Source organism: Streptomyces sp. GbtcB7, from assembly GCF_019091445.1.
In the GTDB taxonomy this organism is placed as follows: Bacteria; Actinomycetota; Actinomycetes; order Streptomycetales; family Streptomycetaceae; genus Streptomyces; species Streptomyces mirabilis.
Genome location: NZ_JAGXJM010000005.1, coordinates 1 through 26,807, shown reverse-complemented (window position 1 = coordinate 26,807; position 26,807 = coordinate 1). Strand labels below are relative to the sequence as shown.

23 protein-coding genes and 6 pseudogenes are annotated in these 26,807 nt (G+C 68.8%); 12 read left to right on the top strand and 17 right to left on the bottom strand.

What is annotated here, in order from left to right; genetic code table 11:
- Positions 1-116: 116 nt before the first annotated feature.
- Entirely contained in the window at positions 117-1,175 is a 1,059-nt protein-coding gene (locus KVT44_RS10455) for an ABC transporter permease (RefSeq protein WP_099924401.1), read from the bottom strand.
- Between the two features lie 93 nt (positions 1,176-1,268).
- Between KVT44_RS10455 and KVT44_RS10450 the strand changes: the two genes are divergently transcribed.
- The 3 genes from KVT44_RS10450 (at position 1,269) to KVT44_RS10440 (ending at position 4,071) form a co-directional block, all read left to right on the top strand.
- Complete coding sequence (locus KVT44_RS10450; protein ID WP_217566803.1) at positions 1,269-1,721, top strand: MarR family winged helix-turn-helix transcriptional regulator; 453 nt, start codon at positions 1,269-1,271, stop codon at positions 1,719-1,721.
- 1,358 nt (positions 1,722-3,079) lie between these two features.
- On the top strand, positions 3,080-3,409 hold the full coding sequence (locus tag KVT44_RS57935) for a hypothetical protein (protein WP_254649223.1): 330 nt from the start codon (positions 3,080-3,082) through the stop codon (positions 3,407-3,409).
- Positions 3,410-3,522: 113 nt separating this feature from the next.
- Positions 3,523-4,071, top strand: coding sequence for a hypothetical protein (locus KVT44_RS10440; protein ID WP_254649222.1), 549 nt, complete (start codon positions 3,523-3,525; stop codon positions 4,069-4,071).
- 308 nt (positions 4,072-4,379) lie between these two features.
- Here KVT44_RS10440 and KVT44_RS57930 read toward each other — a convergent pair.
- From KVT44_RS57930 to KVT44_RS10425, 4 genes and pseudogenes are all read right to left on the bottom strand, one after another.
- Positions 4,380-4,522 (bottom strand): annotated as a pseudogene (locus tag KVT44_RS57930) (IS5/IS1182 family transposase); the annotation flags it as partial.
- 9 nt (positions 4,523-4,531) lie between these two features.
- The gene (locus tag KVT44_RS57925; RefSeq protein WP_180293131.1) at positions 4,532-5,086 is read right to left on the bottom strand and encodes a TIGR03086 family metal-binding protein; all 555 of its coding nucleotides are present in this window, start codon (positions 5,084-5,086) and stop codon (positions 4,532-4,534) included.
- Positions 5,083-5,625: an SRPBCC family protein gene (locus KVT44_RS57920; protein WP_180293130.1), complete on the bottom strand. Its 543-nt coding sequence runs from the start codon at positions 5,623-5,625 to the stop codon at positions 5,083-5,085. The genes KVT44_RS57925 and KVT44_RS57920 overlap by 4 nt, the downstream gene beginning before the upstream one ends.
- Positions 5,622-6,158: a metalloregulator ArsR/SmtB family transcription factor gene (locus tag KVT44_RS10425; RefSeq protein WP_308313953.1), complete on the bottom strand. Its 537-nt coding sequence runs from the start codon at positions 6,156-6,158 to the stop codon at positions 5,622-5,624. Before KVT44_RS10425 ends, KVT44_RS57920 begins: the two co-directional genes overlap by 4 nt.
- A gap of 123 nt (positions 6,159-6,281) precedes the next feature.
- Here KVT44_RS10425 and KVT44_RS57915 point away from each other — a divergent pair, with 123 nt between their 5' ends.
- Positions 6,282-6,737 (top strand): DUF2690 domain-containing protein, encoded by a 456-nt coding sequence (locus KVT44_RS57915; protein ID WP_308313952.1) that lies wholly within the window; start codon positions 6,282-6,284, stop codon positions 6,735-6,737.
- 220 nt (positions 6,738-6,957) lie between these two features.
- On the opposite strand, the gene KVT44_RS10415 is transcribed toward KVT44_RS57915, so the two are convergent.
- The 3 genes from KVT44_RS10415 to KVT44_RS10405 all read right to left on the bottom strand — a co-directional run bounded on the left by KVT44_RS10415 (position 6,958) and on the right by KVT44_RS10405 (position 11,555).
- Entirely contained in the window at positions 6,958-8,778 is a 1,821-nt protein-coding gene (locus KVT44_RS10415) for a caspase family protein (RefSeq protein ID WP_217566801.1), read from the bottom strand.
- 5 nt (positions 8,779-8,783) lie between these two features.
- A complete protein-coding gene (locus KVT44_RS10410) occupies positions 8,784-9,167 on the bottom strand; it encodes a hypothetical protein (RefSeq protein WP_217566800.1) in 384 nt (127 codons plus the stop codon).
- Positions 9,168-9,494: 327 nt separating this feature from the next.
- Positions 9,495-11,555: a SpoIIE family protein phosphatase gene (locus KVT44_RS10405; protein WP_308313951.1), complete on the bottom strand. Its 2,061-nt coding sequence runs from the start codon at positions 11,553-11,555 to the stop codon at positions 9,495-9,497.
- A 147-nt stretch (positions 11,556-11,702) separates the two neighbouring features.
- Here KVT44_RS10405 and KVT44_RS10400 point away from each other — a divergent pair, with 147 nt between their 5' ends.
- From KVT44_RS10400 to KVT44_RS10390, 3 genes and pseudogenes are all read left to right on the top strand, one after another.
- Positions 11,703-12,170, top strand: a complete 468-nt coding sequence (locus tag KVT44_RS10400) for a GDSL-type esterase/lipase family protein (RefSeq protein ID WP_308313950.1) — start codon at positions 11,703-11,705, stop codon at positions 12,168-12,170.
- Positions 12,171-12,983, top strand: a complete 813-nt coding sequence (locus tag KVT44_RS10395; protein WP_217566799.1) for a maleylpyruvate isomerase family mycothiol-dependent enzyme — start codon at positions 12,171-12,173, stop codon at positions 12,981-12,983. It begins immediately after the preceding gene.
- A 313-nt stretch (positions 12,984-13,296) separates the two neighbouring features.
- Positions 13,297-14,458, top strand: a pseudogene (locus tag KVT44_RS10390) (IS3 family transposase).
- A gap of 66 nt (positions 14,459-14,524) precedes the next feature.
- Here the strand turns inward: KVT44_RS10390 and KVT44_RS10385 are convergent.
- Complete coding sequence (locus tag KVT44_RS10385; RefSeq protein ID WP_217566798.1) at positions 14,525-15,409, bottom strand: alpha/beta fold hydrolase; 885 nt, start codon at positions 15,407-15,409, stop codon at positions 14,525-14,527.
- A gap of 89 nt (positions 15,410-15,498) precedes the next feature.
- Between KVT44_RS10385 and KVT44_RS10380 the strand changes: the two genes are divergently transcribed.
- Positions 15,499-15,981: a MarR family winged helix-turn-helix transcriptional regulator gene (locus tag KVT44_RS10380; RefSeq protein ID WP_254649219.1), complete on the top strand. Its 483-nt coding sequence runs from the start codon at positions 15,499-15,501 to the stop codon at positions 15,979-15,981.
- Between the two features lie 277 nt (positions 15,982-16,258).
- On the opposite strand, the gene KVT44_RS10375 is transcribed toward KVT44_RS10380, so the two are convergent.
- Both KVT44_RS10375 and KVT44_RS61015 read right to left on the bottom strand, forming a co-directional pair.
- Positions 16,259-16,633: a hypothetical protein gene (locus KVT44_RS10375; protein WP_217566797.1), complete on the bottom strand. Its 375-nt coding sequence runs from the start codon at positions 16,631-16,633 to the stop codon at positions 16,259-16,261.
- A gap of 190 nt (positions 16,634-16,823) precedes the next feature.
- A pseudogene (locus KVT44_RS61015) lies at positions 16,824-17,225 on the bottom strand (hypothetical protein); the annotation flags it as partial.
- Positions 17,226-18,246: 1,021 nt separating this feature from the next.
- On the opposite strand from KVT44_RS61015, the pseudogene KVT44_RS10370 reads away from it, so the two are divergent.
- Positions 18,247-19,677: pseudogene (locus KVT44_RS10370) on the top strand (amino acid permease).
- On the opposite strand, the gene KVT44_RS57910 reads toward KVT44_RS10370, so the two are convergent.
- Positions 19,614-20,249, bottom strand: a complete 636-nt coding sequence (locus tag KVT44_RS57910; protein WP_254649282.1) for a hypothetical protein — start codon at positions 20,247-20,249, stop codon at positions 19,614-19,616. The pseudogene KVT44_RS10370 and the gene KVT44_RS57910 sit on opposite strands and share 64 nt — an antisense overlap.
- Positions 20,250-20,295: 46 nt before the next feature.
- On the opposite strand from KVT44_RS57910, the pseudogene KVT44_RS57905 reads away from it, so the two are divergent.
- Both KVT44_RS57905 and KVT44_RS57900 read left to right on the top strand, forming a co-directional pair.
- A pseudogene (locus KVT44_RS57905) lies at positions 20,296-20,403 on the top strand (hypothetical protein); the annotation flags it as partial.
- Between the two features lie 63 nt (positions 20,404-20,466).
- Positions 20,467-20,910, top strand: a pseudogene (locus KVT44_RS57900) (GNAT family N-acetyltransferase); the annotation flags it as partial.
- A 1-nt stretch (position 20,911) separates the two neighbouring features.
- Here KVT44_RS57900 and KVT44_RS10360 read toward each other — a convergent pair.
- Positions 20,912-21,547, bottom strand: a complete 636-nt coding sequence (locus KVT44_RS10360; protein ID WP_308313969.1) for a DUF6461 domain-containing protein — start codon at positions 21,545-21,547, stop codon at positions 20,912-20,914.
- A gap of 347 nt (positions 21,548-21,894) precedes the next feature.
- Positions 21,895-22,854, bottom strand: coding sequence for a DUF1152 domain-containing protein (locus tag KVT44_RS10355; protein ID WP_217566794.1), 960 nt, complete (start codon positions 22,852-22,854; stop codon positions 21,895-21,897).
- Positions 22,855-22,978: 124 nt separating this feature from the next.
- On the opposite strand from KVT44_RS10355, the gene KVT44_RS10350 reads away from it, so the two are divergent.
- Entirely contained in the window at positions 22,979-23,584 is a 606-nt protein-coding gene (locus KVT44_RS10350) for an ATP-dependent DNA ligase (protein ID WP_254649235.1), read from the top strand.
- A gap of 602 nt (positions 23,585-24,186) precedes the next feature.
- Here KVT44_RS10350 and KVT44_RS10345 read toward each other — a convergent pair.
- The 3 genes from KVT44_RS10345 to KVT44_RS10335 form a co-directional block, all read right to left on the bottom strand.
- A complete protein-coding gene (locus tag KVT44_RS10345; protein WP_190169434.1) occupies positions 24,187-24,429 on the bottom strand; it encodes a DUF5302 domain-containing protein in 243 nt (80 codons plus the stop codon).
- 104 nt (positions 24,430-24,533) lie between these two features.
- Positions 24,534-25,007, bottom strand: a complete 474-nt coding sequence (locus KVT44_RS59990; protein WP_302832041.1) for a transposase — start codon at positions 25,005-25,007, stop codon at positions 24,534-24,536.
- A 264-nt stretch (positions 25,008-25,271) separates the two neighbouring features.
- The gene (locus KVT44_RS10335) at positions 25,272-25,721 is read right to left on the bottom strand and encodes a hypothetical protein (RefSeq protein WP_217566792.1); all 450 of its coding nucleotides are present in this window, start codon (positions 25,719-25,721) and stop codon (positions 25,272-25,274) included.
- Positions 25,722-26,807 lie beyond the last annotated feature (1,086 nt).

Sequence of the window (26,807 nt, the reverse complement as noted above, 5' to 3'; positions counted from 1 at the left end):
CATACAGCAGGCTCATCGATCCTGACGTGTCTCGCCCCGATCCCCGGCCGCGCGCCCGCACTCGTTCCGTCACCGGTCACCGTCACGGCCGGGGGCGGCGGCGGAAGCGTCCGCTGTCAGGCCGCTGCGGGCTGGGGCTCGGCCGTGTCCGGCACGCGGCTCGGGGTCTCGCGTCGGAAGACGTCCTTGAGGTAGAGCACGGCGGCAGCGCCCAGCACCCACAGCGGGAGGATCACCAGGGCGCGGGTCAGGCCGTCGTCCTGGAATCGGGAGAGCCCCTGCATGGCGCGGACGCCGACCCCGACGGGCAGGATCTCGGACAGCGGGCGCAGCCAGGCGGGGAGGTAGGCGGCGGGCATGATGCCGCCGCTGCTGCTGTTGCCGAGGATCAGCAGCAGGATCGAGGCGAGACTCACGCCCGCCGAGCCGAACAGGCGCAGCAGCACCATGGTCGTGCCGCCGACCGCGGCGCCCATCAGCGCGACGACGAGGGCGAGGGGCAGGAAGGGGCCGGGCAGGGCACCGAAGCCGGTGCTGCCGGCGATGACGGCGACCAGGACGCCGCCGGCCACGCCGAACAGGGCCAGGCTGGCCATCCGCCAGCGGTACTGGAGGCGGGGGGCGAGCTGGTAGGTGGTCATGCCGAAGAGGTATCCGGCCAGTACCAGGCCGAAGGCCGCGTAGAAGACGGACAGCCCCCGGGTGTCCCCCGCCGACGCCGGAGCGACGTCCTCGACGGAGAGGCGATGGTGTTCCGCGCGGGCCACGGAGCCGAACACGGTGGTCACGGTGGCGGTGACGGCGGCTCCGTTGGCACTGCCGTAGAGCAGATCCCCCTTGCCGAGGTAGGCCGCGTAGACGGAACGGTCCTGGACGGCGCGCCGGGCGGCGGATTCGTCGGGGTAGGTCTCCAGGGTGAAGCCGTCCGGGACGGCGCGTGCGAGGTCCTGGCGCAGGCTCGCCTGATGGGTGCCGATCTCCGTGGTGCCCACCCGCAGCTCGTGGGGGCGCGGTGCGTGGAATGCGGCGAGGTAGACGCTGACGAACACGGTGCCGATCAGCAGGACGACCGCCACGGGCACCAGGACGGCGCGCGGGGTCCCGGGGCGCGGCGGCGGATGGGCCACGTCCAGGGCGTGCTTGTGGTGCTGTCGGGCGGAGGCGTGCTGGGACATCGGAGGCAGGATCCTCGAAGAATAGGAAGAATGGAAGCCAACTGATAATATTTGTACACCACAATCAGCTGCCTTACAAAAGGGGTCCGCCACGTGAAACATCCCGACCGGCGTACGGGCTATGTGGCCTGGCAGATCGGCCAGATCATGGCGTCCCGGATCGAGCGCACCCTGCGCCCCTTCCAGCTGACCCTCGCCCAGAACAGCGCCCTGATCCAGGCCGCCTTCGACCCGGGCGTCTCCAGCGCGACCGCCGCGCGCCGGGCGGCGATCACCCCCCAGTCCATGGGAACCGCCGTCAACGGGCTGGTCGAGCGGGGTCTCCTGGAACGGCGGACCGCTCCCGGCGACAGACGCACTCACCGCTTGCACGCCACCGAGGCCGGCCTGCGGCTCGCGGCCGAGGCCGGCGCCGCCGTGGACGCCGCCCACGCCGAAGCCCTGGAAGTACTCACACCGACGGAGCAGGAACAGGCCCACTCGCTGCTCCTGAAACTCCTGGCGTCACTGAACCCGGCGGCCATGGACGTCGACAACGCACCCTGAGGTGCCGCCGGGCCGAGCAGGTCGCTCCCCTCCTGTGCACCGAGCCCGATCGCACGCGGATGTTCGACGCCCCGCCCGTCCCGGGACATCGGCCCGCCGGGTGATCCCCCTCGGGCGCAAGTCGTCGCCCCACCAGCGGAAGTCGGTCGACGACAGTGGCGCCTGACGTGGGATCAGAAGAAGCCGCCGTCGTGCTCGTGGCGTCAGGCCTGTACACGCGCGCCGGGTTGGATGCAGGATCGCCCCCGGTGATCGGCGTCGGCTGCGGCGGTGACGCCCAGGATGTGTGGTGGCAGGCGCAGTTGGTCACAGACGTGGTGTCGGGATCCGAGGTCAGTGAGGCTGCGCTTTCCGGGTTCGAGGGCGGACACGTACGTCTTGTCGTAACCGAGGAGGCGCTGAGCCCTCCTCGGGACCACGGGCCTGTCCGGCATGATCCGCCGGACAGGCCCTGGTCGGCACCGTCCTGGCCGAGCAGAACGAGGTATGCACCTCCCTCGCCCTGGAGCTCGACATGAGCCCTTGGGCGAGCGACGTCGAGGTCGTCGCCATCGGGTTCGGCGAAGACCTGCCGCAGCTGCTGCCTGAGATCACCGTGCAGCGTCTTGAGCATGCCGCCTGTCTTCAGGTCACCACCGCCTTGAAGGTGTCCGGGCAACGGCCCTACCCGGCCGAGGGACCCTGGCAGGAGGTCCCGGACGAACCCGACAGCAGGCAGCAGCCCCAGCGCCTGGCGCCCGAGGAACCCACCACACCCACGGGGGACACTGCTACGCGCCCCTCGCCGGCGGAAGCAGCGGACATGAGCGCCGAGATCTTCCCCGCCCTGCTCGCCGCCTCCACCGACCCGGCCGGACTGGGCCTGCTGCCCACCGCCGAGGCGCCGGCCGAGGCCGAGGAAGACCCTGCCGAGGAAGACCCCGGCACCGAAACGACGACGGCTCCCACCCCAGCGGCCCCGGAGACGGACGGGGGCGAGGACTCCGGCGAGGAGGGCACGGCACAAGAGGTTGAGGAGAGCGAAGCGCACGACCTGCGCGCGCCGGAGATCCGGGTCCTGGGCCCGGTCGAAGTGACGGGCGTGGACAGCACCGGCCACGGCCCGCGGATCGCCCAGCTCGCCGCGCTGCTGTACTTCCGGCCCGGGCGCAGCGCGGGCGTCCTGTGCTCGGACATGGATCCTGCCCGCCCCTGGTCAGCGAGCACCCTCAACGCCCGGCTGCAGGGCCTGCGCCGCTCCCTCGACAGCGATCCCGCCGGCCACCCCTACGTGCCGCGCCGCAGCTCCGACGACGATCCCTGCCGGCCGGCCGTTCGGAGGCAGGCCCCTGCCCTGGCCCGAGCCCCACCAGCAGGAGATGATCACCCGGATCATCGACGTGACGCACACCGTGGCCACCTACCGCACCCTCGCGGGACCGCACCACGACCTCAGCACGGCCCGACCGGCCGTCGCGACCGGTCTCGGCGTCGACGACACGGCAGAGCTGCTCTACCGGGACTGGATGAGAATCGAGGCCGCCGCCGGGAACCGGCAGGGCCTGCACACCGCCATCACCCGCGTCCAACAGGTCAACCAGGCTCTGGACTGCTCACTGGAGATCGAGACCGAGCAACTCATCAACGACCTCAACGGCTCGGGTGCCTGTGGTCGATCCTGTGACCGGCGGGGAGAGGCGATGCGCTAACGATGAGGACCATGTTCGGCGCGGTGGTGCGCCGTGGGTCCTTGCGACCTGTCGACCTCTGGCGGCCGGAATGCGATGCTGATTCGCCTGAACGAACAGTTGGGGGGCTGTCGATGAGCACGCAGGACATGGTGACTGTCTCTGTGGCGGTGCTGGTCCCTGTCGTGACCGCGGCCGCCGGTGTGGTGAGTTTGCGGGCGCAGGACCGGCGGGTGCGCCGATCGCGAGCGGGCCGCCGACGACTGGCCTTCGAGGACGCGACTCGGCAGGTGGTCTTCGCTACCGAATGGTGGAAGGCGAAGCAGCTGACCGCCGGCACACCGGAAGCGCTCCAGAACCCAACCGCGGTGGCGAACGGCTGGCTGGACGAGGCGTCCGCGCGGGTGAGCGCGGCCGAGCAGGCCGAAACCGATGAAGAGTCGCATGTCTCGGTCAGCAGACTGCTGCTGTTCTACCGGTTCCACCGCCGTTCCGCGAAGGCCATTCGGATCGGCTTCTATGCGGCGCTGGGCTTCATGACCAGCGTGATCACAGTGGTCATGAACGACGCCGAGTCCCGCAAGGACGTCGGTTTCAACGTATGGATCCTGGCCTCCTCCGGGATACTCGCGCTGTTCCTGCGCTTCTGGGCTGTCTCCGCGGACTCTCCAGACCAACGCTGAGGCGGTCCGCGCTGACCGAAGCTTGGATCGCCGAGGGGACGCACAAGAACTCCGGCTGTCTCATGTGACATTGCCCCCGGCGCGCAGATCCGAGAACGTCACATGAGACGGAAGCACCGTCGTCTGAGACGGGACAGGAGCTGTGTCTGAACCTCTTTCCGCTGGTCACAGGGTCATGAGGCGAGACAGGGAACCTGCTTGCCGTTCGATGCGGCGTCGATGGACGGATCGGCGAACGGCAGCGCAAGACCCTCGATCTTCACGCGGCGAGGGACGCGACGACTGCTGGGGCTGCCGGTGTGGCCGGCCAGACGGCGGGAGATGAGCGTGATAAACGCCCACCGGATGTGCGCTTCGGCATGGGAGATCCGCGCTCGTAGTCCCTTACGTTGCGCCTGGCCCGCATCGTCCACGAGTTACTCCGTTCCACCACCCGCCTCTTGGGCAGCACGGGACACGCTCAGGGCCTACGGCCGATGAAGGCGAGCAAGCGAGTCTGTACGTCGGCGCTTTCGGGTACCTCGACCCGTGGTCCGTACTGCCCGCTCTTGCGGAGCACGTCATCGAGCGGCAGCATCCCGTCGAGCAACTGGGCGCACCTGCCAGGGTCGAGGCGCTCCTCCTGGCCGGTGGCCCGCGCCAGGTCCCAGGTGTGCATGAAAACGTCGGCGGTGTAGAACCGGTCGACTGCCTGGTCCAGCGGGACCTCTCCGATGTGCTGGTTCGACAGCATCCTCTGCGCCGTGGCCTGATCGTCGAGGAGGGCCTGCACCCCGTCGCTGTGCACCGTCCAGGCCGCCACCGGGTCGTCGTCCACCAACGGCCCTTTCGGTAGTTCGACTCCGGCGCCAGCCTTCAGAAAGTCCGGGAACCACTCGACAAGGTGCCGCACCACATCCCGGGCGACCCACCCCTCGCACGGCGCTGGGTTGTCCCATGCCCCGGGACGCACTCCGCGCACACGGTCCGTGAATACCCCTGCGACGGTGCGGTGCTCATCGGCTGCCCTCGTCATGATCTCAAGCCTTCCTTCTCGGTACGTCGGTCGGCGTTGCCGCTCTGGCGGCCGCTGAGCAGCTCGTCAAGCCGCTCGTGGCCTTCCCGGACACCGCGTTGCATGCCGCTCTTGATCATCGAGTCGCGGGCCTCGATGGAGTCCATGAGGGATTTGGTGGTGACCCGGGTGCGACCCCGAAGGTCCTCGAAGACGGTTGTCTCCAGGCTGACGCCGTCCGGGAAGCCGTCGAAGGCGAAGGTCTGCACGATGCGCTCGTCGAGGCGTACCTCGTGGAACACGCCACGGAAGCCGTACTCCGTCCCGTCGTCGTCGCGATGCACATAGCGGTACGACCCACCGGTGCGCGTGTCGTACTCGTCGATCCGCATGGTGAGCCGACGCGGGCCGAGCCACTGGACGACCAGGTCAGGATCGGTGTAAGCCCGGAACACGCGCCCTGGCGAAGCGTCGAACTCCCGGATGATGAGGATGGTGGGCAGAGTCGGGTCGGCCACGATCTGCGTCTCGTGCCGGCGGTTCGCCTTCGTGGTGCTCATGATGCCGCCTCCTTCGCCGGGGTGCCCGTCACCGGCTGTTCCTCCATCTGCTCGAGGACGGCATCGAGCTGACGGAAGCGGTCTTCCGCCTCGCGCCGGTAACGTTCGATCCATTTGGTCATGAGGTCGAAGACCTCTCCCTCAAGGCGGCAGGGTCGCCGCTGAGCGTCCCTGCTGCGACTGATCAGACCGGCGTCTTCCAGGACCCTGATGTGCTTGGACACGGCCTGCACGGTCACGTCGTAGGGCTCGGCCAGTTCATTGACCGTGGCATCCCCGGCGGCCAGCCTGGCCACGATGTCGCGCCGGGTCGGGTCGGCCAGAGCGGAGAACACCCGGGACAGCCGGTCGTTGGCCATCTCGCACCTCGCATCTTCAACCAATCGGTTGAATAACCGTACGGCCGAGCCCATGTCGTTGTCAACCGACTGGTTGAATAACGGTCGACGGACCGGACGGCTACGGCCGCCGCCCGAGATGCACACCCGGGCGGCGGCCGTCCGTGTCCCCTGCCCGGCCGCACGTTCCTTCACGAGGCGGAGAACATCCTCACCCCCGCTGCCTGGCCTTCGCCCGCGCCCGCCCCGATCCCCGCAGGTGCCGCTGGCGCCCCCGGGCAGGCTTGGCGTCGGCACCTGTTCACCGTCGGTACGGGTGTGGCTGCGGTGGCCGCCGCCACGGTGATAGCGGCGCTCTCCGTGCGGGGCCCTGGCACCGGACAGCCGACGAGCCTGGCGTCTCCCGGGCTGGATCCTGCTCCCGGATGTCAGGGGAAGGCGTGTGACGGGAAGGATCCCGACCACATGTTCTGCGGACTGCCCGGCCGGGTGGACTCGCTCGGGCCACAGCACCGCACCGGGACCGGTGCGAGTGTGGAGTTCCGGTACAGCAAGGAGTGCGCCGCCGCGTGGGGCCGGATCTGGCATTCGAAGGTCGGGGACGCGATCGAGGTCTCGGCCCCCGGCGACCGGCCGCGTCGAGTCGTCATCAGAAACACGGCGGATACGGGTGTATACCGCTTCACGCCGATGGTCGGCGGCCCGGACCGGACCAACCTGCGGCTGTGCTTCATACCGGCGGGCGGCACGGACCGCGAGTGCTTCGAATCCTGACGGTGCGTTTCTCCTGGCCGAGCATTGCACTCCGGGGGGGGCGAGGCCCCAGCGTCGTCGCGGCGGTCCACCCCGGCCATCCAGGCCTCCCCGCACTCCGGGCAGACCCTCCGGCCCACGCCTTGCTCCAGCGCCGCCACCCGCAGCCGCCGCACCCGGCGCCACTGCCTGCAGCCCCAGCCTTCCTCGAAGCTTCAGAAGACGGGTTGAGAAGCGGCACTCAGGCAGGTTTCACCGCATGGAGAGCCCGAGTCTCGATGTCGAGGAGCTGCGCGTGATCAGGCATCGACAGCTGCCCGTTGGCACTGGTGAAGGTCAGTGTGACGACGATGTTGTCGCGGGCGGCCACAACGGTAATAGCGGAGCGATCGCTGGCTTCGGCGGTGAAGCCGCCGCTGTTGGCCAGTTGCCCTGGTCGCGTGACTTGGGAGTGTTTCCGCTGTTGCTCGGCCAGGGCCTTCCTCACACCCTGTTTCGCCTGCCGGGGACCGCTCGTGTCGGCGTCGGCCTGGTAGCGGGTGTACTGCAAGGCGACGTCCCCGGCGGAAAGGAAAAGCTGTGCGTACGTCCAGTCACAGCGGCTGCTCTGCTGACTCGTACTTTCGACAGGTGGCTCTCGGGGCACGATAACCGCCAGGTTGATCAGGGTCGCCGTCCCGCCCCCCACTAAACTGTTCGCTGTCTTCTTGTCCAGCGTGCGGCATGCTCGTGGCACGCTGGCGATGTCGTTACTGCGGTTCCAGGGGTGGTCGATCCCGGTCAGCAGGGTGAGGGCGACCAACGTCACTGCCATGGCGTTGCGCAGCGGCAGCAGGGTCCGGCCGTAGTGCACCGGCGCGGGCGAGCCACGCCTCAGAGTCCACTGCCGCAGGGTCTCCACGTCATCGTCGAAGCCGACCGGATGGAAGGGCCGTAGCCGTTTCGGCGCGGGCAGGACGACGCGCCGCGTGACCGCTGTGTTCGCGCGATGCGCGGCGACCGTTGTTCCGAAGAGCGTCGTCCGGCATTCGATGGCCAGGATCGACGGCCATGGGACGAGTGTGTTGTGCCATCCGCGTATTCGCAGCCCGTCGGCTTCCAGCACTGTTTCCCCGAGCAGGCAGGCGGCCATCCCCGCCAAGGCTGCCACCAGCAGGCAGCCCCCCGTGAACCCCAGTGACACCAGGTCGTACCGCCATGCTCCCCACAGCGCCGCTGCCCCCGTCACGGCGGCCGGCGCCATCGCGACTGCCTGTCGGCGGGCAGCCGGGAGGCGGACCGGGTCGGGGGCGGATGAGACGGCGACTGGTGGTCGCGGGCCGGGGCGGCGTAATGCTATGACCATGCGGCCGCGGGCCCCGTAGACCCACCGGCACGGTGTCTGCTGTCCTGGCTGGGCGAGTTGCACGGCGTCGAAGAGGAACTGGTACAGCTCATCGAGGGTGATCTCGCCGTCCCCGTCGAGGTCGGCGGCGCCACTGTCCAGGCCCCGGATCAGCTCGCCGGTGAAGACCGACGGCATAGGGTCCGCTTCGGTGACCTCTCCTGCCTCGAAGGCGTACTCGCGGGCTGTGGAGGCGGTGATCAGGGTCAGCCCTCGGCCGCCGAAAAACTCCTGTACATGCACCCGTTGCTCGCCCATGGGCACCATTCGGTGGGCGAAGGCACCGCTGTAACAGCAGTCGAGGATCAGCACGATGCGCCTGGCTCGGCAGGTACCCAGCAGGTTCTTCAGAACAGTCGCGGACAGCGCGGTGCCGGCGAGGTCGTCGAGGTCGGTGTCCGACCCGGCGAGGAGGAGCTCGTCGCCTTCCCTGATGCCATGCCCCGTGTAGTAGAGCAGCAGGACGTCGTCCCGCTCCCTCCCACCGAAGAATTCCTCGGCAGTGGAGCGCAGCTCCTGCGCGGTCGGGTTGTCGGCGCTGGTGATGACGAACTGGCCGATCTCTGGATCGGCCAGTACCCGCGACAGTTCACCGACGTCGTGCACCGGTGAACGCAGCCGGTCCAGCCGGGAGTCGGTGAAAGTGTGGCTGCCGAGGACGAGCGCGAAGCGGGACATGCCCGTTACTCAGTGGTCCGGCGCCGGATGAAGGACTCCGCCAGTTCGCGACTCAGCTCGGGCGACATGCCCTCGATCTCGACGCTGTCCTGCCCGATCCGCACCACGACCTTGCGGTGCCGGTCCCGCTCGGCCCACACCCGCACCGCGTCCACGGCCGTACGCAGTCCGCGTGGCGCTCCGAGTACTGTCACCGCTAGTGCGCCCAGTTCGATGCCGAGTCCCTTCGACCCGACGGGTCCCGTGCCCGTGTGCATTTCGCGTACCGCGACTCCGGGGATCTCCGCCAGGACCCGCCGAAGCGACAGCGCGGCATCATCGACATCTTCCGGATCACTGGTATCCGCCAGCCCCACCCGCACCAGCAACGCCCACCCGCCGTCTACCACGCGACTCCCCCATCCGCGCCAACGGACCCGCAATGAAGGCCCGAGCCAATCTTCCCGCTACTACGCCCCGACCGCCGTCCTTTCTGTGATACCCGCTACAGCGCAGGTCGCCTACCGCACCGCCCGCGCCATCGACCTCCGTCTGACAGCAACACCGGCCCCTCGGGGGTGTTGCCGAGGCCGTGCTGCTGCGCCCCGTTCGGGAGTCGGCCTCGCGCTCTGCCCAGCAGCACCTGTACGAGCGGGCCCCCTTCCCCAACTTGGCGGGCACCGCAATCGCCCCGGTCAGCCCAACAAGGAGTGGTGGCCTGTGTGCGCCGCCGGGGTTCAACCGGTGCTGGGGTTGAGGCGGGCGGCGAGGAGTGCGATGTCGTCGTCGACGGAGGTGGGCGTCAGGTGGATGAGCAGGCGGTCGCACAGCTCGTCCAGGGTCGGGGCGGGTTGTTCGAGGAGGTGGGTGAGTTCGGCAAGTCGTTCGTCGATGTCGCTGCCGCGGGCCTCGACGAGCCCGTCGGTGTACAGGACGAGGGTGCTGCCGGGCGGGAGGGTGACATCGGTGGTGGTGAAGGGGGTGCCGCCGACGCCGAGTGGGACACCGGGTGGCACGTCGAGGAGGCGGGCGGTGCCGTCGGGTGAGACGGCGGCGGGCGGGGGGTGCCCGGCGCGGGTGATTTGGCACCGGCCGTTCGCGGGGTCGATGACGGTGTAGAGGAAGGTGGCCAGCATCGGCTCGGCAAGGTCTTCCAGTGCGGCTTCCAGCTGGTGCAGCAGGTTCTCGGGGGCGAGGTCGAGCCGCGCCAGTGCGCGGACGCTGACGGAGAGCCGTCCCATGACGGCTGCGGCCGCGGTGCCGTGTCCCATGACGTCGCCGATGGTGAGCGCGGCCTTTCCGCCGTCGAGTCGGATTACGTCGTACCAGTCGCCGCCGACTTCGTTGACATCGCTGGCGGGCAGGTAGCGGTGGGCGACCTCCATCCCCGGGATCTGGGGAATGTGCTGGGGAAGCAGGCTTCTTTGGAGCACGAGGGCGGTGTCGTGTTCACGGCGGTAGAGACGGGCGTTGTCCACGCAGATGGCGGCGCGGGCCGCGAGTTCGCCGGCGAGGCTCACGTCGTCGTCCGTGAACGGGCCGACGGGCCGGCTCCGGTACAGGGTGCCGAGGCCGAGCACGACGCCGCGGGCGATCAGCGGCACCATCATGAACGAGTGCACGCCGTGCTCGAGAAGTTGTGCGGGCGCCGGTGTATGGCGGGCCGCTGGGGCGATGGCCTTCTTGTCCAGGTGGGCAATCATGAAGGTCTCGCGGTCGGCGAGGACCTGTGTGTAGGGCGCTCCGGCAGGGAAGGTCAGGGTTCGTCCGAGCGGGGCGAGGATGTCCGCGATACGTGAGCCGGCCGGGGGAGCTTTCCCGAGGCGGCGCAGAGCGGTGCCGCCGACCAGGCCCGGGCCGAGGTCTCCACCGGTGGTGAGGGTTTCCAGGACGTCGACGGTGACAGCGTCCGCCAGGTCGCGCACGACGACTTCCGCGAGCTCCTGCGCGGTGCGTTCCAGGTCCAGACTGGTCCCGATCTTGACGCTCGCCTCATTCACCAGGGCCAGGCGGCGCCTGCCTGCTTCCGCTTCCAGCTGGTCCTGTTGTTGGGCGGTGATGTCGATCAGGAAGGCGGTCAGCCCGATCGGTCGGCCGTCGGGGTCCTCCAGCCTGACGTAGGAGCACGACCAGACGCGCTCATGGCCGGGATCGGCGTGGGTGCGGCCCGTGCGGCGAAAATCAAGGACCGGCTTCCCGGTGGCCATGACCTGCCGCATCGCGGATTCCATCTCGGCCGCGTTCACCGTGTGCAGCAGCTCCACTACGCTGCGTCCGATGTGGGCATTCTCCTCCAGGCCGTTCATGGCCTGGAGAGCCTGGTTCACGCGCAGGAACCGCAGTTGGGTGTCGAAGACGGCAATGCCGACGGGAGAGCGGACGAACAATCCGTCCCATACCGCGGAGGAACCGCGGATGCCACGGGCGGTGTGAGCGTCGGCAGCGAAGACCAGCACGGTGGTGCCGCCACGGTGGCGGGCCGGGACGGGCGCCGCCCAGATCTCCAGCTCAAGTGGATGTCCGTCGCGGTGCCAGGCGGTCACCGTGGCCATGACCCCGCGGTCGGCGGTCGCGCTGTCCCACAAGGACCGGCCGAGGCTGCGGTCGGCGCCGGGGTGCAGCAGGTCGGCGATGGGCCGACCCACGACCTCCCGCGACGGATACCCGAGCAGAGCCTGCGCCCCGTGGTCCCAGCGCACGATCGTCCCATCGGCGGTCGTGGCCACGACCGCGACCCGTAGCTCCCCCAGCCAGCCACCCGCATCCCAGGCAGCAGCACCACCGGCCACATCATCCACGGGCGCCCGCATCACCACACTTCCCATCTGCCCCGCACAGCCTCTCTTCCAGTATCCGTGCGGACCCGACGCATCGCGCTTCAGCGCGAGGCTGCGGATTGCCTGCCGACCTGGCGAGGTGGTGCTCAACGCCGTACGGCCATTGCCGTGAAGGGCAGCCCCGATCAGACCGATCCCGCCGCCTTCGCGGCCGAGTACCGCGAGATCATGGCACGCGCCCACGCCCGTGGCATCCGCGTCGTCGGCGGCACGATCACCCCGTACGGCGGCAACGGCGGCCGGACCGCGGCCCGCGAGGCCGTACGGCAGTCCGTCAACGACCTGACCCGGTACGGCGGCAACTTCGACGCGGTGGCGGACTTCGACCCCGCCGTCCGTGACTCCGACGTTCCCGACCGGATCCGGCCGGCCTTCGACTCCGGCGACCACCTGCACTTCAACGACGCCGGACTCCAGGCGATGGCCGACGCGATCGACCTGACCAGCACACTGACTCGATTTTTCGTGTCAGTGTCCTCTGTGGGACGCGGCCCCCTCGGATTTGCCTTCGAGTGGACTCCAGCCTCCAGACTGATCACGACAAGATCCGTGCTGCGGACAGAAAGACGGCAGTAGATGGAGACGACGAGCCAGACGGGGCATCCTCTGCCCTACGACACCTACCGGCAGGCGATAGCGCGGGAGACCCTGCGGTTTGCCGAGGTGGTCAAAGGTGCAGACCCCGCGACCGCCGTGCCCTCCTGCCCCAACTGGAGGCTGGCCGAGCTCACCCGGCACGTGGGAGCGCTGCAGCGCTGGTTCTGCACGCTGCTGACCCGGCTGGTGCAGGAGCCTCCGCACAGTCGCGACGTGGAGCTGGGGCTGCCTGAACGTGCGCAGGAATATGCCGACTGGGTGGCAGCGGGCGTACCCCAAGTGGCCGCCGTACTGCGGGCCACGGATCCCCAGGCGGTGATGTGGGCGTGGGGTGAGGACCAACACGCGCGGTTCTGGGCCCGCCGGATGCTGTTCGAAACGCTGGTGCACCGGGTGGACGCGGAGCGTGCCGTCGGCCGGAAGTCGGACATCGACCCCGCGCTGGCGGCGGACGGGGTTGACGAGTTCCTCGTCAACCTGCCCTACGCGGGCCTCTTCGCCCCGGCCGTGGCGAAGCTGCACGGCAACGGCGAGACCATCGCCTTCCAGTGCGCGGACTCCGCCGGCGAAACCGGCGAGGAGTGGCGGGTGCGGCTGGATCCGGACGGTTTCCGACTGCTGACGCGGGCCGGAGCCGGCGCCGCGCCATCCAAGGCGCAGGCGGCTGTACGGGGGCAGTCGGCCGACCTCCTCCTGCTGCTCTACGGGCGGCGGTCGTACCAGGAGACCGCCTTCGACATCTCAGGAGAGGTCACGGCACTCGACTGCTGGTTCGCCCACACGGCCTTCTGATCTGCGCCAAGGAGCGCGCTGGTGGAACTCGGCGACGGGCTCGACGACCAACGGCTCCCCTTTGAGCTCGTTCCCGAACCGCTTGCCCGACCCACCGTCCGCACTCAGGAACCAGCGAGCTGCCTCCCATCGCCGGCGCCGTCCGGTCTCGGTGAGCCCCTGCGGCGGCGAGGTTGCGGCGGTTGTTGGCGAGCTTCCTCCGGGTGCGTGCCGATGGAGGGCACCGGTCTGTGCAGCCCGGATGCCCTCGCCCGGGATCCTTGGAGTGGACACCCTGACAATGGATCTTGATGGTCCAGGGAGGGATGTCCAGGTGGGACGCAAGTCTCCGTATCCGGAGGAGTTCAGGAAGGACGCGGTCGCGCTCTACCGCGCCGCGGGCGGCAAGCGCACATACGCGGCGGGGGCGGCGGACCTCGGCATCACCGCCGAGTCGCTGCGGACGTGGGTCCGCAAGGAAAACGAGTCCCAGGCACTGCCCGAGCGCCGCGAGGCCGGCGGGAGTCCGGCTGCGGAACTGGCCCGGTTGCGGGCGGAGAACGCCCGGCTGCTGAAGGCGGAGAAGGAGTGGCAGCTGGAGCGCGAGATCCTGCGCCGGGCAGCCGCCTATGTCGCCCGGGAGGTGAAGTGAGCCCCAGCCGCTGGGACTTCATCTCCGCCAATCGCGCCGCCTTCGGCGTGAAGCGGATCTGCCGGGCCCTGGGCGTCTCCCGCTCCGGCTACTACCAGCACCGGGCCACTGCAGACGCCCGCACCGAACGAGCCGTCGCGCCTATGGCGCCCCGCGCGTCCATGCCGAACTCCGCTCCCGCGGGAGAAAGATCAACCGTAAGCGCGTGAGCAGGCTGATGAGGATCAACCGCATCGTCGGACGGCACCTGCGGCGCAAGAGGCGCACGACCATTCAGGACACGACGGCCCCGCCTGTGCCGGACCTGGTGATGCGTGACTTCACGGCGGACGTGCTCAACACCAAGTGGTGCGGCGCCATCACGTACGTCGCCGTCGGCTCGCCCTGGCTGTATCTCGCCACGGTCATCGACATCCGCTCGCGGCGCGTGATCGGCTGGTCGATCGCGGACCACATGCGCACCTCGCTGGTCACCGACGCGCTCGAGATGGCCGTGGCCGCCCCCGGCGGCCTGGTCCACGGCGTCATCTTTCACACGGACAGGGGCGCGCCTTATGGATCGGCCGCCTTCGCCGAGGTCCGCCGTCGGCACGGCATCCGCCGCAGCAAGGGCCGCGTCGGCTCAAGTGACGACAACGCCCTCGCCGAATCGTTCTTCCAGGGCCTCAAGCGCGAGTTGCTGCACGGAAGGCGCTGGACCTCGAAGGCGCAGACCCGGCTGGAGCCGTTCAGGTGGCTGTCGTACTACAACCGGCGCCGCCGCCACTCCGCCCTCGGCTACCTCACGCCGGCCGAATACGAACAGCAATTGATCACGTCACGTACGCGGTCACCCGTCGCGTGAAACCCGGTGTCCACCCCCGGGGATCAACCTCACGGTCGGGTGTCCGTGATCGTGGACCGGCCCGCGTTACCCCAGGTTGTCGAGTTTCTCGTAGAAGGACAGGAGGCCGTCTGCGAGCCTGTCGGGGGCTTCCATCGCCGCATAGTGGCCGATCCCGTCAAGGGAGAGTGCGCTGACGTCCTCGGCGACCTGGCGCAGGGTCGCCGGGGTGAACTCTCCCGATCTGCCGCCGACGGCGAGCACGGGCGTGGTGAGTTTCCGGGATGCCAGTTGGCGGATTTCGTCGCCTTCGCGGAGCATCGATCGATACAGTCCGGCCGCGCCGTTGAACGCGTCGGGTCGCGCGTAGGAGCGGGCGAGTTCGTCGATGTCGTCGTCGGTGAACGCGTCAGGGGCCACGCAGAGCGACGGGATCGCGTACTGCGCGAGGAATGCCCGTTCTCGTCCGGCGAGCAGCATTTCGGGGATGCCCGGGGCGGCGAGCACGCCGATGTGCCAGGCGCCGCCGTGGGCGACGTCCGCGAGCGTTTCGACACCGAACCCGGGCAGCCCGGTCTCGATCGCCGCATAGCTTCGCACGAGGTCGGGGCGTGTGGCGGTGACGCGGAACGTGGTGGGGCCGCTGATGTCCTGGCCCGTGAGGTGGACGGGGCCCGCGTCGAGCCGCGCGATCAGTTCACTCAAGTCCTGGGCCGCGGTCTCACTGTCGTGCGCTGTGGTCGCGGTGGCGGAGTCGCCGAAGCCGCGAAGGTCGGGGGCGAATACGCGGTGGTGCTCGCTGAGTAGGGGGATCAGCTTGCGGAAGACCCACCAGGTCTCGGGGAAGCCGTGGACCAGCATGACGGGAGAGCCGACGGTCCCGGCCGATATGTAGTGCAGTTCGGTCCCGTTCAGGCTGACATGGTGGTGTTCGACGCCCGGGATGGTGGCGCCGCCGGTAAGGGGGTCCATCGTTCTCCTAGATTTGATCGACAACCATGTTGTCAATCTACAGGTCGACAACATGGTTGTCGACCTTCGTTTCTCGTATGCTTCGTCGCATGGCACGTTCACCGGGCGCTGAACTCGCGCTGCTGCTTCTCGGCGGCTTCCAGTCGATGGTGGACGACGTGCACGGCGAACTGGCGCACCGCGGGCACCCGGGCGTGCGCGCATCGCATGAGTTCGCCCTGCGCGCCATCGACGAGGGAGCGGACACGGCCTCGGAGCTCGGCCGCCGGCTCTCGGTCTCCAAACAGGGCGCTGCCAGGACGATCGCCGCACTGGAGAAGCTCGGATACGTCGAGCGGGAGCCCGACCCGAGCGACGGCCGCCTCAAACGGCTGCGGGTCACCGACCGCGGCCACGACATGATGACGCTCGGCGCCTCACTCTTCGACGATGTGCGCGAGCGCTGGGCGGCGCATATGGGGCCCGAGCAACTCGAGGCCCTTGAAGCACACCTGGCCCGGCTTGTCGCGAGTCGGCCGTCGAGCGTTGAAGCCGTGGCACGGCTCAATGAGGATCTCGGCGAGGTCACCTGAGGACGGCCGATCGCCGGACGGTACCGGCCGACCCGAGGTGACAGCCGTCGGCGGGATTCGAACGATTCGCGGACACCGGCGGCGGTTCCTCCGTGCGGGTGAAGTGCAGGTCAGCCTGGCTGTCGGAGAAACGCTGTTCCGAAGTCGGGCTGTCGCTTCGGGAGGGTGGCGCCGTTTTCCCTACGCTCGGCTGCCGTGACCCGATGGGTGAGACTGGCGCACCTGCCGCCTGGTGCGGTGACCGCGCACTCACGAACGGAGCCGCCGGCCCCGCGGCTCAGGGAGCCGAGGGCAGGTTGTCGGCCGTGAGGTCGCCGCGGACGCGCAGCACGCGGGGGCGGTGCCGGAACCGCCCGAACTCGCGGGGGCCTGTCTGGTCGGCCTCGATCTCCACGACCACGTCGGGGATCACCGGCCGGTAGTACACCGGATCGGCGCCGGGCAGCCCGCCCACGGTCCCGGGCAGCTCCGCCTCCGTGTCCCCGGCCGGCCGCAGCAGCGGGAGCAGCTCGTGGCGTACCGCCTGGCCGAGGGGGAGGCTCACTCCCACGGCTCGCATCTGGCCTCCGCGGTGCGGCAGGCCGAGGATGAGGCACTGCGTTGCGGGAGTATGGCCGCTCACCCCCAGGACCACGGCCTCGCTGGTGTGCATCTGCCTCCACTTCAGCCACCCCGAGCCGCGCCCCGCGACGTAGGGCCGGTTCGGCGACGTAGGGCCGGTTCGGCTTCATCACGACGCCCTCCACTCCGCCCAGGGCGCCCACCCAGTCCAGGGCCGTCGCGACGCTGCTGGTGACCGGGACCGGGCGGATCGCGGGCGGTCCGCCCTCCAGCAGGTCCAGCAGCTCCCGCGGCGCTCCGAGTACGGCTTCGGGCCGCCAGTCCATGTCGCCGACTGCCAGGACGTCGAAGGCGGCCAGGTGGACTGTGAAGCCCTCGCCCGGCCGGGGGCCGCGTCCGGAGCGGGACTGCAGCTTTCCGAACGCCGGCTCGCCGCTGTCGAGGACGGCCACCAGCTCGCAGTACAGGACGCAGTCCGGCAGGGCGCGCGACGCCTGGGCGATGTCCGCGAACGAGGTGCTCAGATCGGTACCGTGGCGGCTCCACAACCAGCCCGCGCCAGCGAGGACCTGGCAGCGCCATCCATCGAACTTGGGCTCGATCGCGGTGGTGCGGGGGTCGCCAAGGATGTGATCGACGGAACGGCACAGCGCCAGGGGAACGGGAAGGTCGAAGGGCGGCACGATCTATCGGTACCCGCCGTGGATCCGCACACCGGGGCTCGGCGCCGGCTTCACCTGCCCATCCCCGACATCGGGGCGGCGCGGGCATCGTGACGCTCTTCGCTCACCTGTCCTCTGGGGCCGTTTCCCCAGGTCGCAGCGGAAGCGGTCCTGCCTTGCGACAGTGATCGTGGGGAAGCCGCAGAAAGCCCGAGGGCGAAAAGCCCCGCGGCCTGTGGATCGCGCGCCAGCTCGGAGCCAAGATCGCCTTCGCCCCTACGGAGGCCGGAAAGATCGTTCAGGCGTTGATCAAGCCGCTGGAAGTGTCCGTTTGAACGCCCCGGCAGTGCGCCAAACCCCCTGATCGGCCGTCAGGCCTCAGTCATCCACTCCGGCTCTCCCAAGAATCGGAAAGTCGACTGTCACCTGGCGGCTCCCACTCCCATTTCGAGGACACCGCCCCCATGGCCCCCTTACGCGCCCCAGGCCAGGACCCCCTCCTGCCTGAAGCCCCTCGCCTGATGCGGGGGTGTACCGATGGCCTCCAGTGATACGGACCTGATCGTTCACGCTGTCGGCCCGGACGAAGGCCTGCGCCTCGCCCTCGAAGACCTGCGAATAGACCGATACCTGGAAGCGAAACGACTGCTCCGTGCCACATACGGGGACTGGGCGCTGCGTACGTCCCGCAGCCAGGTCCTGGCCGCCGGAGCCGCCGGCAACAAGGTGATCGACTCCTGGTACGCCGAGGAACCTTCCGACCCGGACGCGCTGATGATGCGGGCCCGCGTCCTGACACACCGCGTACTCAACGCCCACCGCGGCGGACTCTCCGGCCGGAAACTGATCAGCGCGGTCAACGCTGCCGGCGCGGCGTGCAAAGCCGCAGCGGATCGGTGGCCGGCCGATCCCGTGCCGTACGTGTGCTTCCTGGCGCTCGCGCAGACCGACGCGGACGAGCGGTTCCCTCATCATCGGGTGCACTGGCACTCGCCGCCCGAAAAAATGCTGCCGCCGGGACCGTGGAGGGTGCTGGCCCGAACTGGCCCGCCGCATCGGCGGGTTCGGGAACTTCGCGATCAGCTTCAGCGTGATCTGCATCCTGGCCGGCGGCATGACCCTGTTCGGCTACGGCCTGAACACCGGTGGCCCCGCCGTCATGATCTGGGGCTGGGTCGGCATCGGCGCCATGACGATGCTGCTCGGGGCTTGCCTGGCCGAGGTGACCTCCGCCTACCCCACGTCCGGTGGCCTGTACTACATGGCCGACCGGCTCGGCGGCCCTCGCTGGGCATGGATGACGGGCTGGCTCAACCTGCTCGGCCTGCTCGGTGCGATCGCCGGCATCGACTACGGCTGCGCGCTGTTCGTCGGAGCGTTCGCCAACTTGCAGTGGGGCCTGGCACCCACGCCCGAAACGACGATCGGGATCTTCGCGGCCATCCTGCTGCTGCACGGCGCCCTGAACGCGGCCGGGGTGCGCCTGGTCAACGTCCTCAACTCGATCTCGGTGTGGTGGCAGGTCGGCGGTGTCCTGCTGATCGCCGGGACGCTCACCCTCGCCCCGACCCAGCACCAGAGTGTCGGCTTCGTGTTCGGTCACTTCGCCAACGGCACCGGCTTCACCAGCCCCGTCTACGTGGCCCCCCTCGGCTGTCTCCTGGCCGCGTATACGTTCTGCGGCTACGACGCCTCCTCCCATCTGTCGGAAGAGACCACCCGGGCACAGCTAGCTGCCCCGCTCGGCATCGTCCGCAGCATCGGCTACTCCTGAATCGCCGGATTCGTGCTCCTGGCGGGCATGCAGTTCGCCGTTCAAGGCTACGCGGGCACCCTGGGCACCAGCACGGGCGTGCCTCCGGCGCAGATCTTCATCGACGTCCTGGGCACGGGCGTCGCCTAGGGGCTGCTGCTCGTCGTGATCGTCGCACAACTGTTCTACGGCAATGCGGAGACAGCCGCGGCCTCGCGCATGGTGTACGCGTTCTCGCGTGACGGGGCGCTGCCGTTCTCCTCGACCTGGCGACGGGTCAGCCACCGCACCCCCATCGCCGCGGTGTGGCTGTCCGTGAGCGTCGCGCTGGTCCTGGCGCTGCCGAGCCTGTACTCGCCGACCGCGTACGCCGCCGTCACCGCGATCAACGTCATCGGGATCACCCCCGCGTACGCGATCCCGGTGTATCTCCGCCTGCGTGCCGGTGACCGCTTCCGGCCCGGGCCGTGGCACCTGGGCCGCTGGAGCAAACCCCTCGGCTGGATCTCCGTCACCTACGTGCCCATTCTGACCGTGGTGTTCTGCCTGCCCCAGGCCTCGCCGATCACCGCGGAGTCGTTCAACTACGCGGGCGTCACCCTGGCCGTCGTCCTGGTCCTCGCCTGGCTCATGTGGATCACCAAGGGCAAGCGCGACTACCAGATCCCCACCCTCGGCAGCGAAGCAGAAGACACCGCCCTTGCCGGGGACGTGGTGTGATGAGCGACCAGACGGTCAAGCGGTCCTGCCAGACGCCACACCGGCCGGGGCTTCTCTCCCCCGACGAGCTCCGCGCCGCCGTGCACAGCGGAGAGATCACCACGGTGATGCTCGCCGTCCCGGACATGATGGGACGGCTCAAGGGCAAGCGTCTCAACGCCTCCGTCTTCCTGGACCGGATGCCGTCCAAGGCGGAGGTCTGCGCCTACATCCTGGCCACCGACGTGGACATGCCCCCCCTGGAGGGCTTCGACCTCACCGGCTGGGACGACGGGTACGGCGACTTGTCCGTCATCCCCAGCCACGACACCATCCGCGTCCTGCCCTACCTGCCTGGCGCCGTCCTCATCCACGCCGACGTCGCCGACGAGCGCGGCGAGTTCGTCGAGATCGCCCCACGCCACATGCTCCGCACGCAGCTTGACAAGCTCACGGCCCTCGGACTGGAGATCCGCGTCGGCCTGGAGAGCGAGGCCGTGTTCTACCAGGGCAGCCCATTCCAGGCACACCCGGCCCGATACCGGGGCCTTCAGCCCGTGGCCTTCCACAACCTCGACTACGCCCTCGACCAACCATCCTCCGGCCCTCACCGACTTCTTCCAGCACCTTCAGGACGCACTGCACGGCGCCGGGACACCGGTCGAATCGGTCAAGACCGAGGGCGCCCTCGGACAGCTGGAGATCACGTTCCCTTACGGGCCGGCGATGAAGGCCTGCGACACGTACACCGTCTACAAGCACGCCGTACGGCACATCGCGCAACGGCACGGCATGACGCCCGCGTTCACGGAGCCGGTGAAGGACCCAGGCGTGCGGATCGAGGTGGTCGGCCCGGAGCAGGCGCACGTGTTTGCCGCCGTACATCGGGCAGCGTTCGACGGGTCGAGGTTCACGGACGAGCGCTGGCACGCGATGGCGGCCGGATTGCCGTACGCCGACGCCCGGTGTCTGGTCGCGTACGACGACCAGGGCAACGCGGTGGCGGCGGTGACGGTGTGGTCGGCCGGTCCGGGTAGGCCCGGGTTGCTCGAACCGATGGGCGTGCACCGGGAACATCGCCGTCACGGCTACGGCGAGGCGATCACCGTCGCCGCCGCGGCCGCACTCCAGGAGCTGGGCTCGTCGAGCGCGATCGTCTGCGCCCCGAGCTCCAATGTCGGCGCCGTCGCCACCTACAAGTCAGCCGGCTTCCAGCAACGCCCCGAGGTCCGGGACCAATACCGGGACGCCTAGTCTAACGCTGATCATGGGCGGGGTTGGGGATCTCGGCGTAGGTGCGGGTGCCGTGGGCATCTGTGAGGTCGACGATGACACTGGGCCAGTCCTGGGCGGGAACCTCGACGATGCCCGTGGAGTATGTGCCATTTTCGAGCATGCTCGCGGTCACGTGGACTCCGGTGAGCACATCGGCGAGTGCGACGTACTCCTCAAGGTCGCATATGCCCTTTTCGAAGTCGAAGCCCACATGGAGCATGAGGTCGACGAGCTCGTCGGGAGTGGTGCCCTCCCGTTGTTGTGCACCTTCGAACCGAGTGCGCAGTTCGCCGTCTTCCCACCAGGAGAACAGGGTCATGGCGTGAGGACTGCGGAAGTGGGAGACGGCCCGGGTGCCGCGGGTGGCGTCCTTCATGCAGTCGGTCTGGATCTCGATGCCGCCGTTGATTTCCAAGGCGGGGACCCAGTCGGCGTCCTTGCCCTGGACGCGGGTGACGCCCACGAACATAAAGTCGCCCCAGTCCGTCTGATCTTCCTGGAACTCGCGGTCTCGGGCTGCAAACGCTTCGAACCCGCCATAATCCCCGGTCGGGTCGGCACCGACGCGGTCGAGGAGTCTTGTGGGGAGAGCAAGCGGACCAGTGTCAGGGTGTATCCCTCAAGAAGGTAGCCACCATGGAAGTCTCGAAGCCAGGAGCGATTGGACGACTCAGCGTTCATGAGCGGCCACGCTGCCAGGCGCCTGTGGCCGAACACTACCCAGTCCGTGGGTGATTGGCAGGTGCTGGGCGTAGCTGTGGGGGGGGATCCCCCGTCAGACGGGATAGTGGATGAGGGTTGGGACCAGCGTCGACAGCGTCTGCTGAGAGGAAACAACACCCTTCACGCAGAAAGTGCCACCTGGACTCACAGAACCCCTTGGCAGAGCTCACCGTCCCTGCTCAGAAGGCACTTTTGCGTTCACGACACGGTGACCACCCGCACCCCAACTGAAAGGCGAGGTTAGTGCGGGAAGCGGCGGGGTGGGCGAGTGACCATGGATTCGCGGAACTCGGCAATCCGCGAGTGGACTTGGCGCATCAGGTGAGTGTCCTCGATCCGATCCAGGTAGAGGCAGCGGGCTGCCAGGCCTGGGAGGTCGAAGGCGAAGTACAGGGACATCAGCGGGTTCACGAACAACTCGCTGCCCCGGGTGCGGTCAGTGAACCGGACATCGCCGAACGAGCCGCGCACGGCCGCCGCGATGGAACCGTTCACGATGCTGGGGTGCTCCGGGGTGTGGTGCTGAGCGTGCGTCACCGCGTCAAGGTAGAGAGCGCCCTCACGGGTGGCCCGCGGTATCGAGAACGCACCGAGGTACGCACCGTCGCGCTCCAGCGCGGCGATATTCTCCAATACCTGCACATGGTTTACGCCGTGGTACGCGTCTACACCGAAGCCGACCGACACGACGAGCCGCGTCGGTACGCCGTCCAGCGCGGCCAGCGCCGCCACGCTCGTCAGGTCTTCCTCTGGAGTGCCGAGCCCGGCTTCATCGCCGCGCATCAGAATGTCCGTACCGCCGTCGACCAGCACCACAGCGTCGACGCAGTGCAGCTCGATCAGTGCTTGGTAGGCGGCGCGCAGCGGGCGCACCCCGGTCTGGGGGAAGGCGTACACGGTGAACGGGTAACCGTGCTGGCGCAGCCACTGCGCGAGGGTCCGCTCCGGGAAGTAGCTCTGGTGCAAAGCGGAGTCGGGAGTCACGGCGGCCAGGTCGGGGGCGACCCAGTCATCGATCGGGAGACCGGCGAGTGCACTGAAGGAGAGGTTCGCGAGATATACCTGCTTGCCCTGATGCAGGAGGGAGAGAGCCAACGGCAGGCCGGAGTAGATGTCGAAGCCGCCACCCGCGCCCGCGACGAGGATCCGTTCGGCATCAGCGAGCCGGGTGAAGAGTGGGTTGGAGTGGAGGGACGTCATGACGATCATTGTCCGGGGACCCGGCCCCGGGCGCTCCCGAGTTCTCGGCGCGACGACGGAGCCACGGAGTAACCGGAATCAAAACCTCCGACCATCGACCGCCCAGAGTCAACCTGTTGCGGTGATGTCCCTGACTACGGACACGACCGGGTGGCCGTACCGGCGGCGCAGGGCCGCGCTGGAGTCTGTGTTCGCCGCCCGCCGGCTGTCGGCGCCGTGGGCGCTGGGCCCGTCGACCACCGAGGCTGATGTCGTGCGCGAGTGGCTGACGTGGTCGTCGGTCGGGATGGAGGGGGCGGTCTTCAAGAGGCTGGACGACGCCTGCCGGCCCTCGGTGAGGGGCTGGCAGAAATACAAGGTCCGCGAGACGAGCGAGGCGATCGTCGGCGCCGTCACCGGCTCCCCGGCCGCTCCCCGCACGCTGCTGCTCGGCAGGTACGACGACCAAGGCCGCCTTCAGTACGTCGGCCGCACCACCACTCTCGCCCGGGCAACGGGTGCTGCGGTGGGCGGATTTCTCGCTCCGGCCCAGCGCGGCCATCCCTGGACGGGCTGGTCTTTCTCCGCCGGGTGGGGCACCAGGGAGACGCTGAGCGTCACACTGGTGCGACCCGAGCTGGTGGTGGAAGTCGGCGTCGACGTCGCCCGCGACGCCTCCGGCCGATGGCGCCACCCCGCACGCTGGCACCGCGCCCGCCCCGACCTCTCCCCCTCCGACGTCCCCACGTGACGCCGCCGCTCTGACTGCGGCGCAGCGCGGCGGCCCCGGGCGACGCGCGAGGAGCACCGGCGGCGCCCGATCCCCTCGCCCGCCGCCCGGGACTGTCCCACCCACCCACTTTCCTTGTTCTTCCTGCTGTGGGGCGTGGTCCGGGGGCGTAGAGGGGATGTCGGCCTCCCGACCACGGCCTGACCGACATGGTGACCTGCGGGTTCACAGGAAGGTGCGGCAGAGGGCGCGGGCAGTTGTCGGCCGGGTTGTCGGAGGGGATTCCGGCCTGGCCCACGGAGGCGTTGTCGCTTCGTGACCGTGGTCGGGCCTTCGTGGTCGGTGGTCTGGTCGGGGCCGACTGCTGCTGTGGCCGCTACGCGCGGCGCCGGGCAGGACGGTGCCGCACCGGATGGCCACCACCGAGCAGATGACGGCCGATCAGGAGCTTCAATGCGGGCCGCCTGCCGGTGCCGTAGCGATTCCTGGCTACGGCCTTTGCCAAACCTGCGCGGCAAGGCCTCACCCGATGGGTCGTGAGCGGGCGCCCCAGGGTGGACCTTGGCGGGCCGGCACGGCGGCCGGACCGTGCCCTGCGAGTCCCCTCCGGCGGCCGTTTGGACTCAGCCGCCGCTCTTGCGCCGAAACGACCGCTGACTCGCAGCCGGGCCGTGCGCCCCGCGGATCTTCGACGCGTCGGTGTTCGCAGCGAGGGCGGCCGCGTCCGCCTGCATGCCCCGCTTGCGCGCCAGGGCGTCCCGGAACTTGCGTTTCAAGTCATCCTGTCCGTCGTCGTCGGGTGCCGGCGCGGGCTCCTCGATGTCGGCCGGCTCCGAACCTTCTTGCGGTGCGGGCTCTGCAGTCACGGTGACCTCCGGGTTCGGGCAGTGGGAAGCACAGCTTGTCATGAAACATGGTGTCCGCGATCAGGCCCCCAGTCCGGGCGCGCGTCCGCGAAGGTTGGTGAGGCCTACACGCCCGCCGGAGGCGACGTCGTGATGAAGGTGGTGGCGGGTGCCACCCAGCACGCGGTGGTCTTCCCTGTCAAGTTGCTCTGGTCAAGCTCATGACTCGTCGCGCGTTGCGTTTGCATCAGCGGCAAGCGCGGTTGGCACTGGTCTCGGGTATCCATCGGCTTGGGGTGATCTGAGGCTGGATCAGAAGAAGGTGCCCGTGGTCTGCGAGGATGTGAGTGCGGGAAGTAACTGCCCTGGCGCAGCTTGGGAATGGCGAGTTCGACGGTCCCTGCGCGGGTGTCCCACTCGCGTGGGCGGTAGCCGTTGCGGTGGTTCACGCGTTCGTCGCTGACCTGCCCGTATTCGGCATTGCAGAGAGCGTCGGCTGCGCCGGACATGAGTACGTCGGCGAACGTCTTGACCATCGCGCGCAGCAGATCGGGACTCGCCGCGGCGAGGTTGTCCTCGGCGAGGGCATGCAGGGGCAGACTGTCGGGTGCGGTCGTGCTGGTCTCCTTCGGGCTTCGACACCTCGAAGATCAGCCGGTGGCCGTTCATCTATGCGGGCATCAGCCAGAAGCCGGAGCAAACCCCCGGATCAGGTCGAACCCGTACACCACATCCCTGGACGCAACCTACTGACGCCGGTGCCGGTCGGTGTTGTCTGTCAACGTTGGTCATCACCGGACGACCCAGGAACGACGAGTGGCACTCAGGCGGCAACAGAGGTTGGTGGAGTCTCAATGGCCAGGTCAGGAGCGCAGAGCGGCACGAAGGGCTTCAAGCTCGGCGTGTGGCAGCGGACGGCCCCACTTCGACGCGTACCCCTCATCCCCCAACTCGTGGGCAACCTGATCAAATGCATGCACGGCGGACCGTCCAACTGCCGCAATGGGGTGACGGCCTTGCCAAAGTAGGGTGCCTGTGTCCGCAGGCGCTTGATGGTCGTCGGCCAGCACCAGACGGATGTGTGCCTCCGAGTCGACCTGGCGGAAGAACCAGCGAAAGACTTGGGGTTCTGCTTCGAACTCGGCCTGTGCTTCGTCGGCACCACTCAGCAGCACGGCAACAGCCTGCAAGAACTGTTCCGGCCCTCTGGTGATGTCCGAGGCGATCGCTACAGCCTCGCCTTGATCATCACACACTGTGCAGTACGCCCAGCCCTGATGGCGCAGCGTCCACGTGATCGTGAGAGACCCCATCCCACCCCCTAGACTCCCGCACCCTACGCCGCAGGTCGGCGGAGTCTCAAAGAGCGAGTCAAGCCCTAAGTGATCTTGAAATGTCCGTGGGGCGGGTCGTGATGCGAGCCGATCTCGTGCCTGCTGTAGAAGGTTCCTGGCCAACGTGATTTGTTGGTGTTTCGGCAGGTGGCACGGTCCGGTCAGAAGGCGGACTGCCACCAACGATGCGGTGGGTCGCCGGATGGCACTGCGTCGGGACGTTCAAGGATCTTCGTATCGAGAGGCTGCACGATGTTGCGGAGCTCCCGTGAGCTCTTCTTGGGGAGAGCACAGATCGCGAGTTCGAGGAGATCTCGCTCGTCCGCCGGTTCGGGACAGCAGTCCGGTACGCCGCAGCGGTCGCTGAACGGCGGTGGGAGCTGATCTTTCGGTGCCCTTGCGATGGCAGCCCAACGGGAGAGAGCCTGCTGGATCAGGCCGGGCTGGAGGCGTGTCCGCTCCAACTGGATGACCTGTGCCTGAGCTGGGCCGGACAGTCGACCGATCTTCGAGTAGCTGCGATGCGCGGCGAAGCGCCTGTTGTCCGCCCGCAAGCGTGAGGGGCGCCTACGCGGCATTGCCCTTTCGGCTGTGAGTCATAAACAGCAGTCTGACACGCAGTTGGAATGATGCGAAGGTCGGTCGGAGTCCTGACGGGGTCAAGCTGCTTCGGCTGTGGCTATAGGTGAGGTGGCGGTGAAGGGGCGGTTGTCTCGGAGCAGGGCCCACAGGACGTCTACCCGAGTGGATCGCCGCGTACGGGGAAGAACCAGGAGCGCCAATGACCCCGGCTGGCCTCGGCCTTGCCGATCCCCGGCGGGGTGGAAGGGGCCGTAACCACCTGCCGGACGGCCCGTTGCTCAAGTGAGCCTGGCGGCGTGCCCACCGTACGGCGCCAAGCTTCCCGCTACGCTCCGGCCAAGGGCCTCCCTTACGATGATCACCGTGACCACCCGCCGCACTCTTGGCGCCGGCCCCGAGGCTCCCGCGCAGAACATCCGCGCCGCCCAGGCCGACCTTCTCGACGCACTGCCCGGCGTCCGTCTGCCAGACCTCGGCGAGTTG

Bases quoted from the DNA above. Each gene is read 5' to 3' on its own strand.
- KVT44_RS10385 (WP_217566798.1), bottom strand. From the start codon at position 15,409: ATGGACCCCCTTACCGGCGGCGCCACCATCCCGGGCGTCGAACACCAC.
- KVT44_RS10335 (WP_217566792.1), bottom strand. From the start codon at position 25,721: ATGGGGTCTCTCACGATCACGTGGACGCTGCGCCATCAGGGCTGGGCG.
- KVT44_RS57935 (WP_254649223.1), top strand. From the start codon at position 3,080: ATGATCACCCGGATCATCGACGTGACGCACACCGTGGCCACCTACCGC.
- KVT44_RS10355 (WP_217566794.1), bottom strand. From the start codon at position 22,854: ATGACGTCCCTCCACTCCAACCCACTCTTCACCCGGCTCGCTGATGCC.
- KVT44_RS10415 (WP_217566801.1), bottom strand. From the start codon at position 8,778: ATGTCCCGCTTCGCGCTCGTCCTCGGCAGCCACACTTTCACCGACTCC.
- KVT44_RS57920 (WP_180293130.1), bottom strand. From the start codon at position 5,625: ATGAGCACCACGAAGGCGAACCGCCGGCACGAGACGCAGATCGTGGCC.
- KVT44_RS10455 (WP_099924401.1), bottom strand. From the start codon at position 1,175: ATGTCCCAGCACGCCTCCGCCCGACAGCACCACAAGCACGCCCTGGAC.
- KVT44_RS10350 (WP_254649235.1), top strand. From the start codon at position 22,979: ATGTCCCTGACTACGGACACGACCGGGTGGCCGTACCGGCGGCGCAGG.
- KVT44_RS10380 (WP_254649219.1), top strand. From the start codon at position 15,499: ATGGCACGTTCACCGGGCGCTGAACTCGCGCTGCTGCTTCTCGGCGGC.
- KVT44_RS10440 (WP_254649222.1), top strand. From the start codon at position 3,523: ATGAGCACGCAGGACATGGTGACTGTCTCTGTGGCGGTGCTGGTCCCT.
- KVT44_RS57925 (WP_180293131.1), bottom strand. From the start codon at position 5,086: ATGACGAGGGCAGCCGATGAGCACCGCACCGTCGCAGGGGTATTCACG.
- KVT44_RS10395 (WP_217566799.1), top strand. From the start codon at position 12,171: ATGGAGACGACGAGCCAGACGGGGCATCCTCTGCCCTACGACACCTAC.
- KVT44_RS10375 (WP_217566797.1), bottom strand. From the start codon at position 16,633: ATGCACACCAGCGAGGCCGTGGTCCTGGGGGTGAGCGGCCATACTCCC.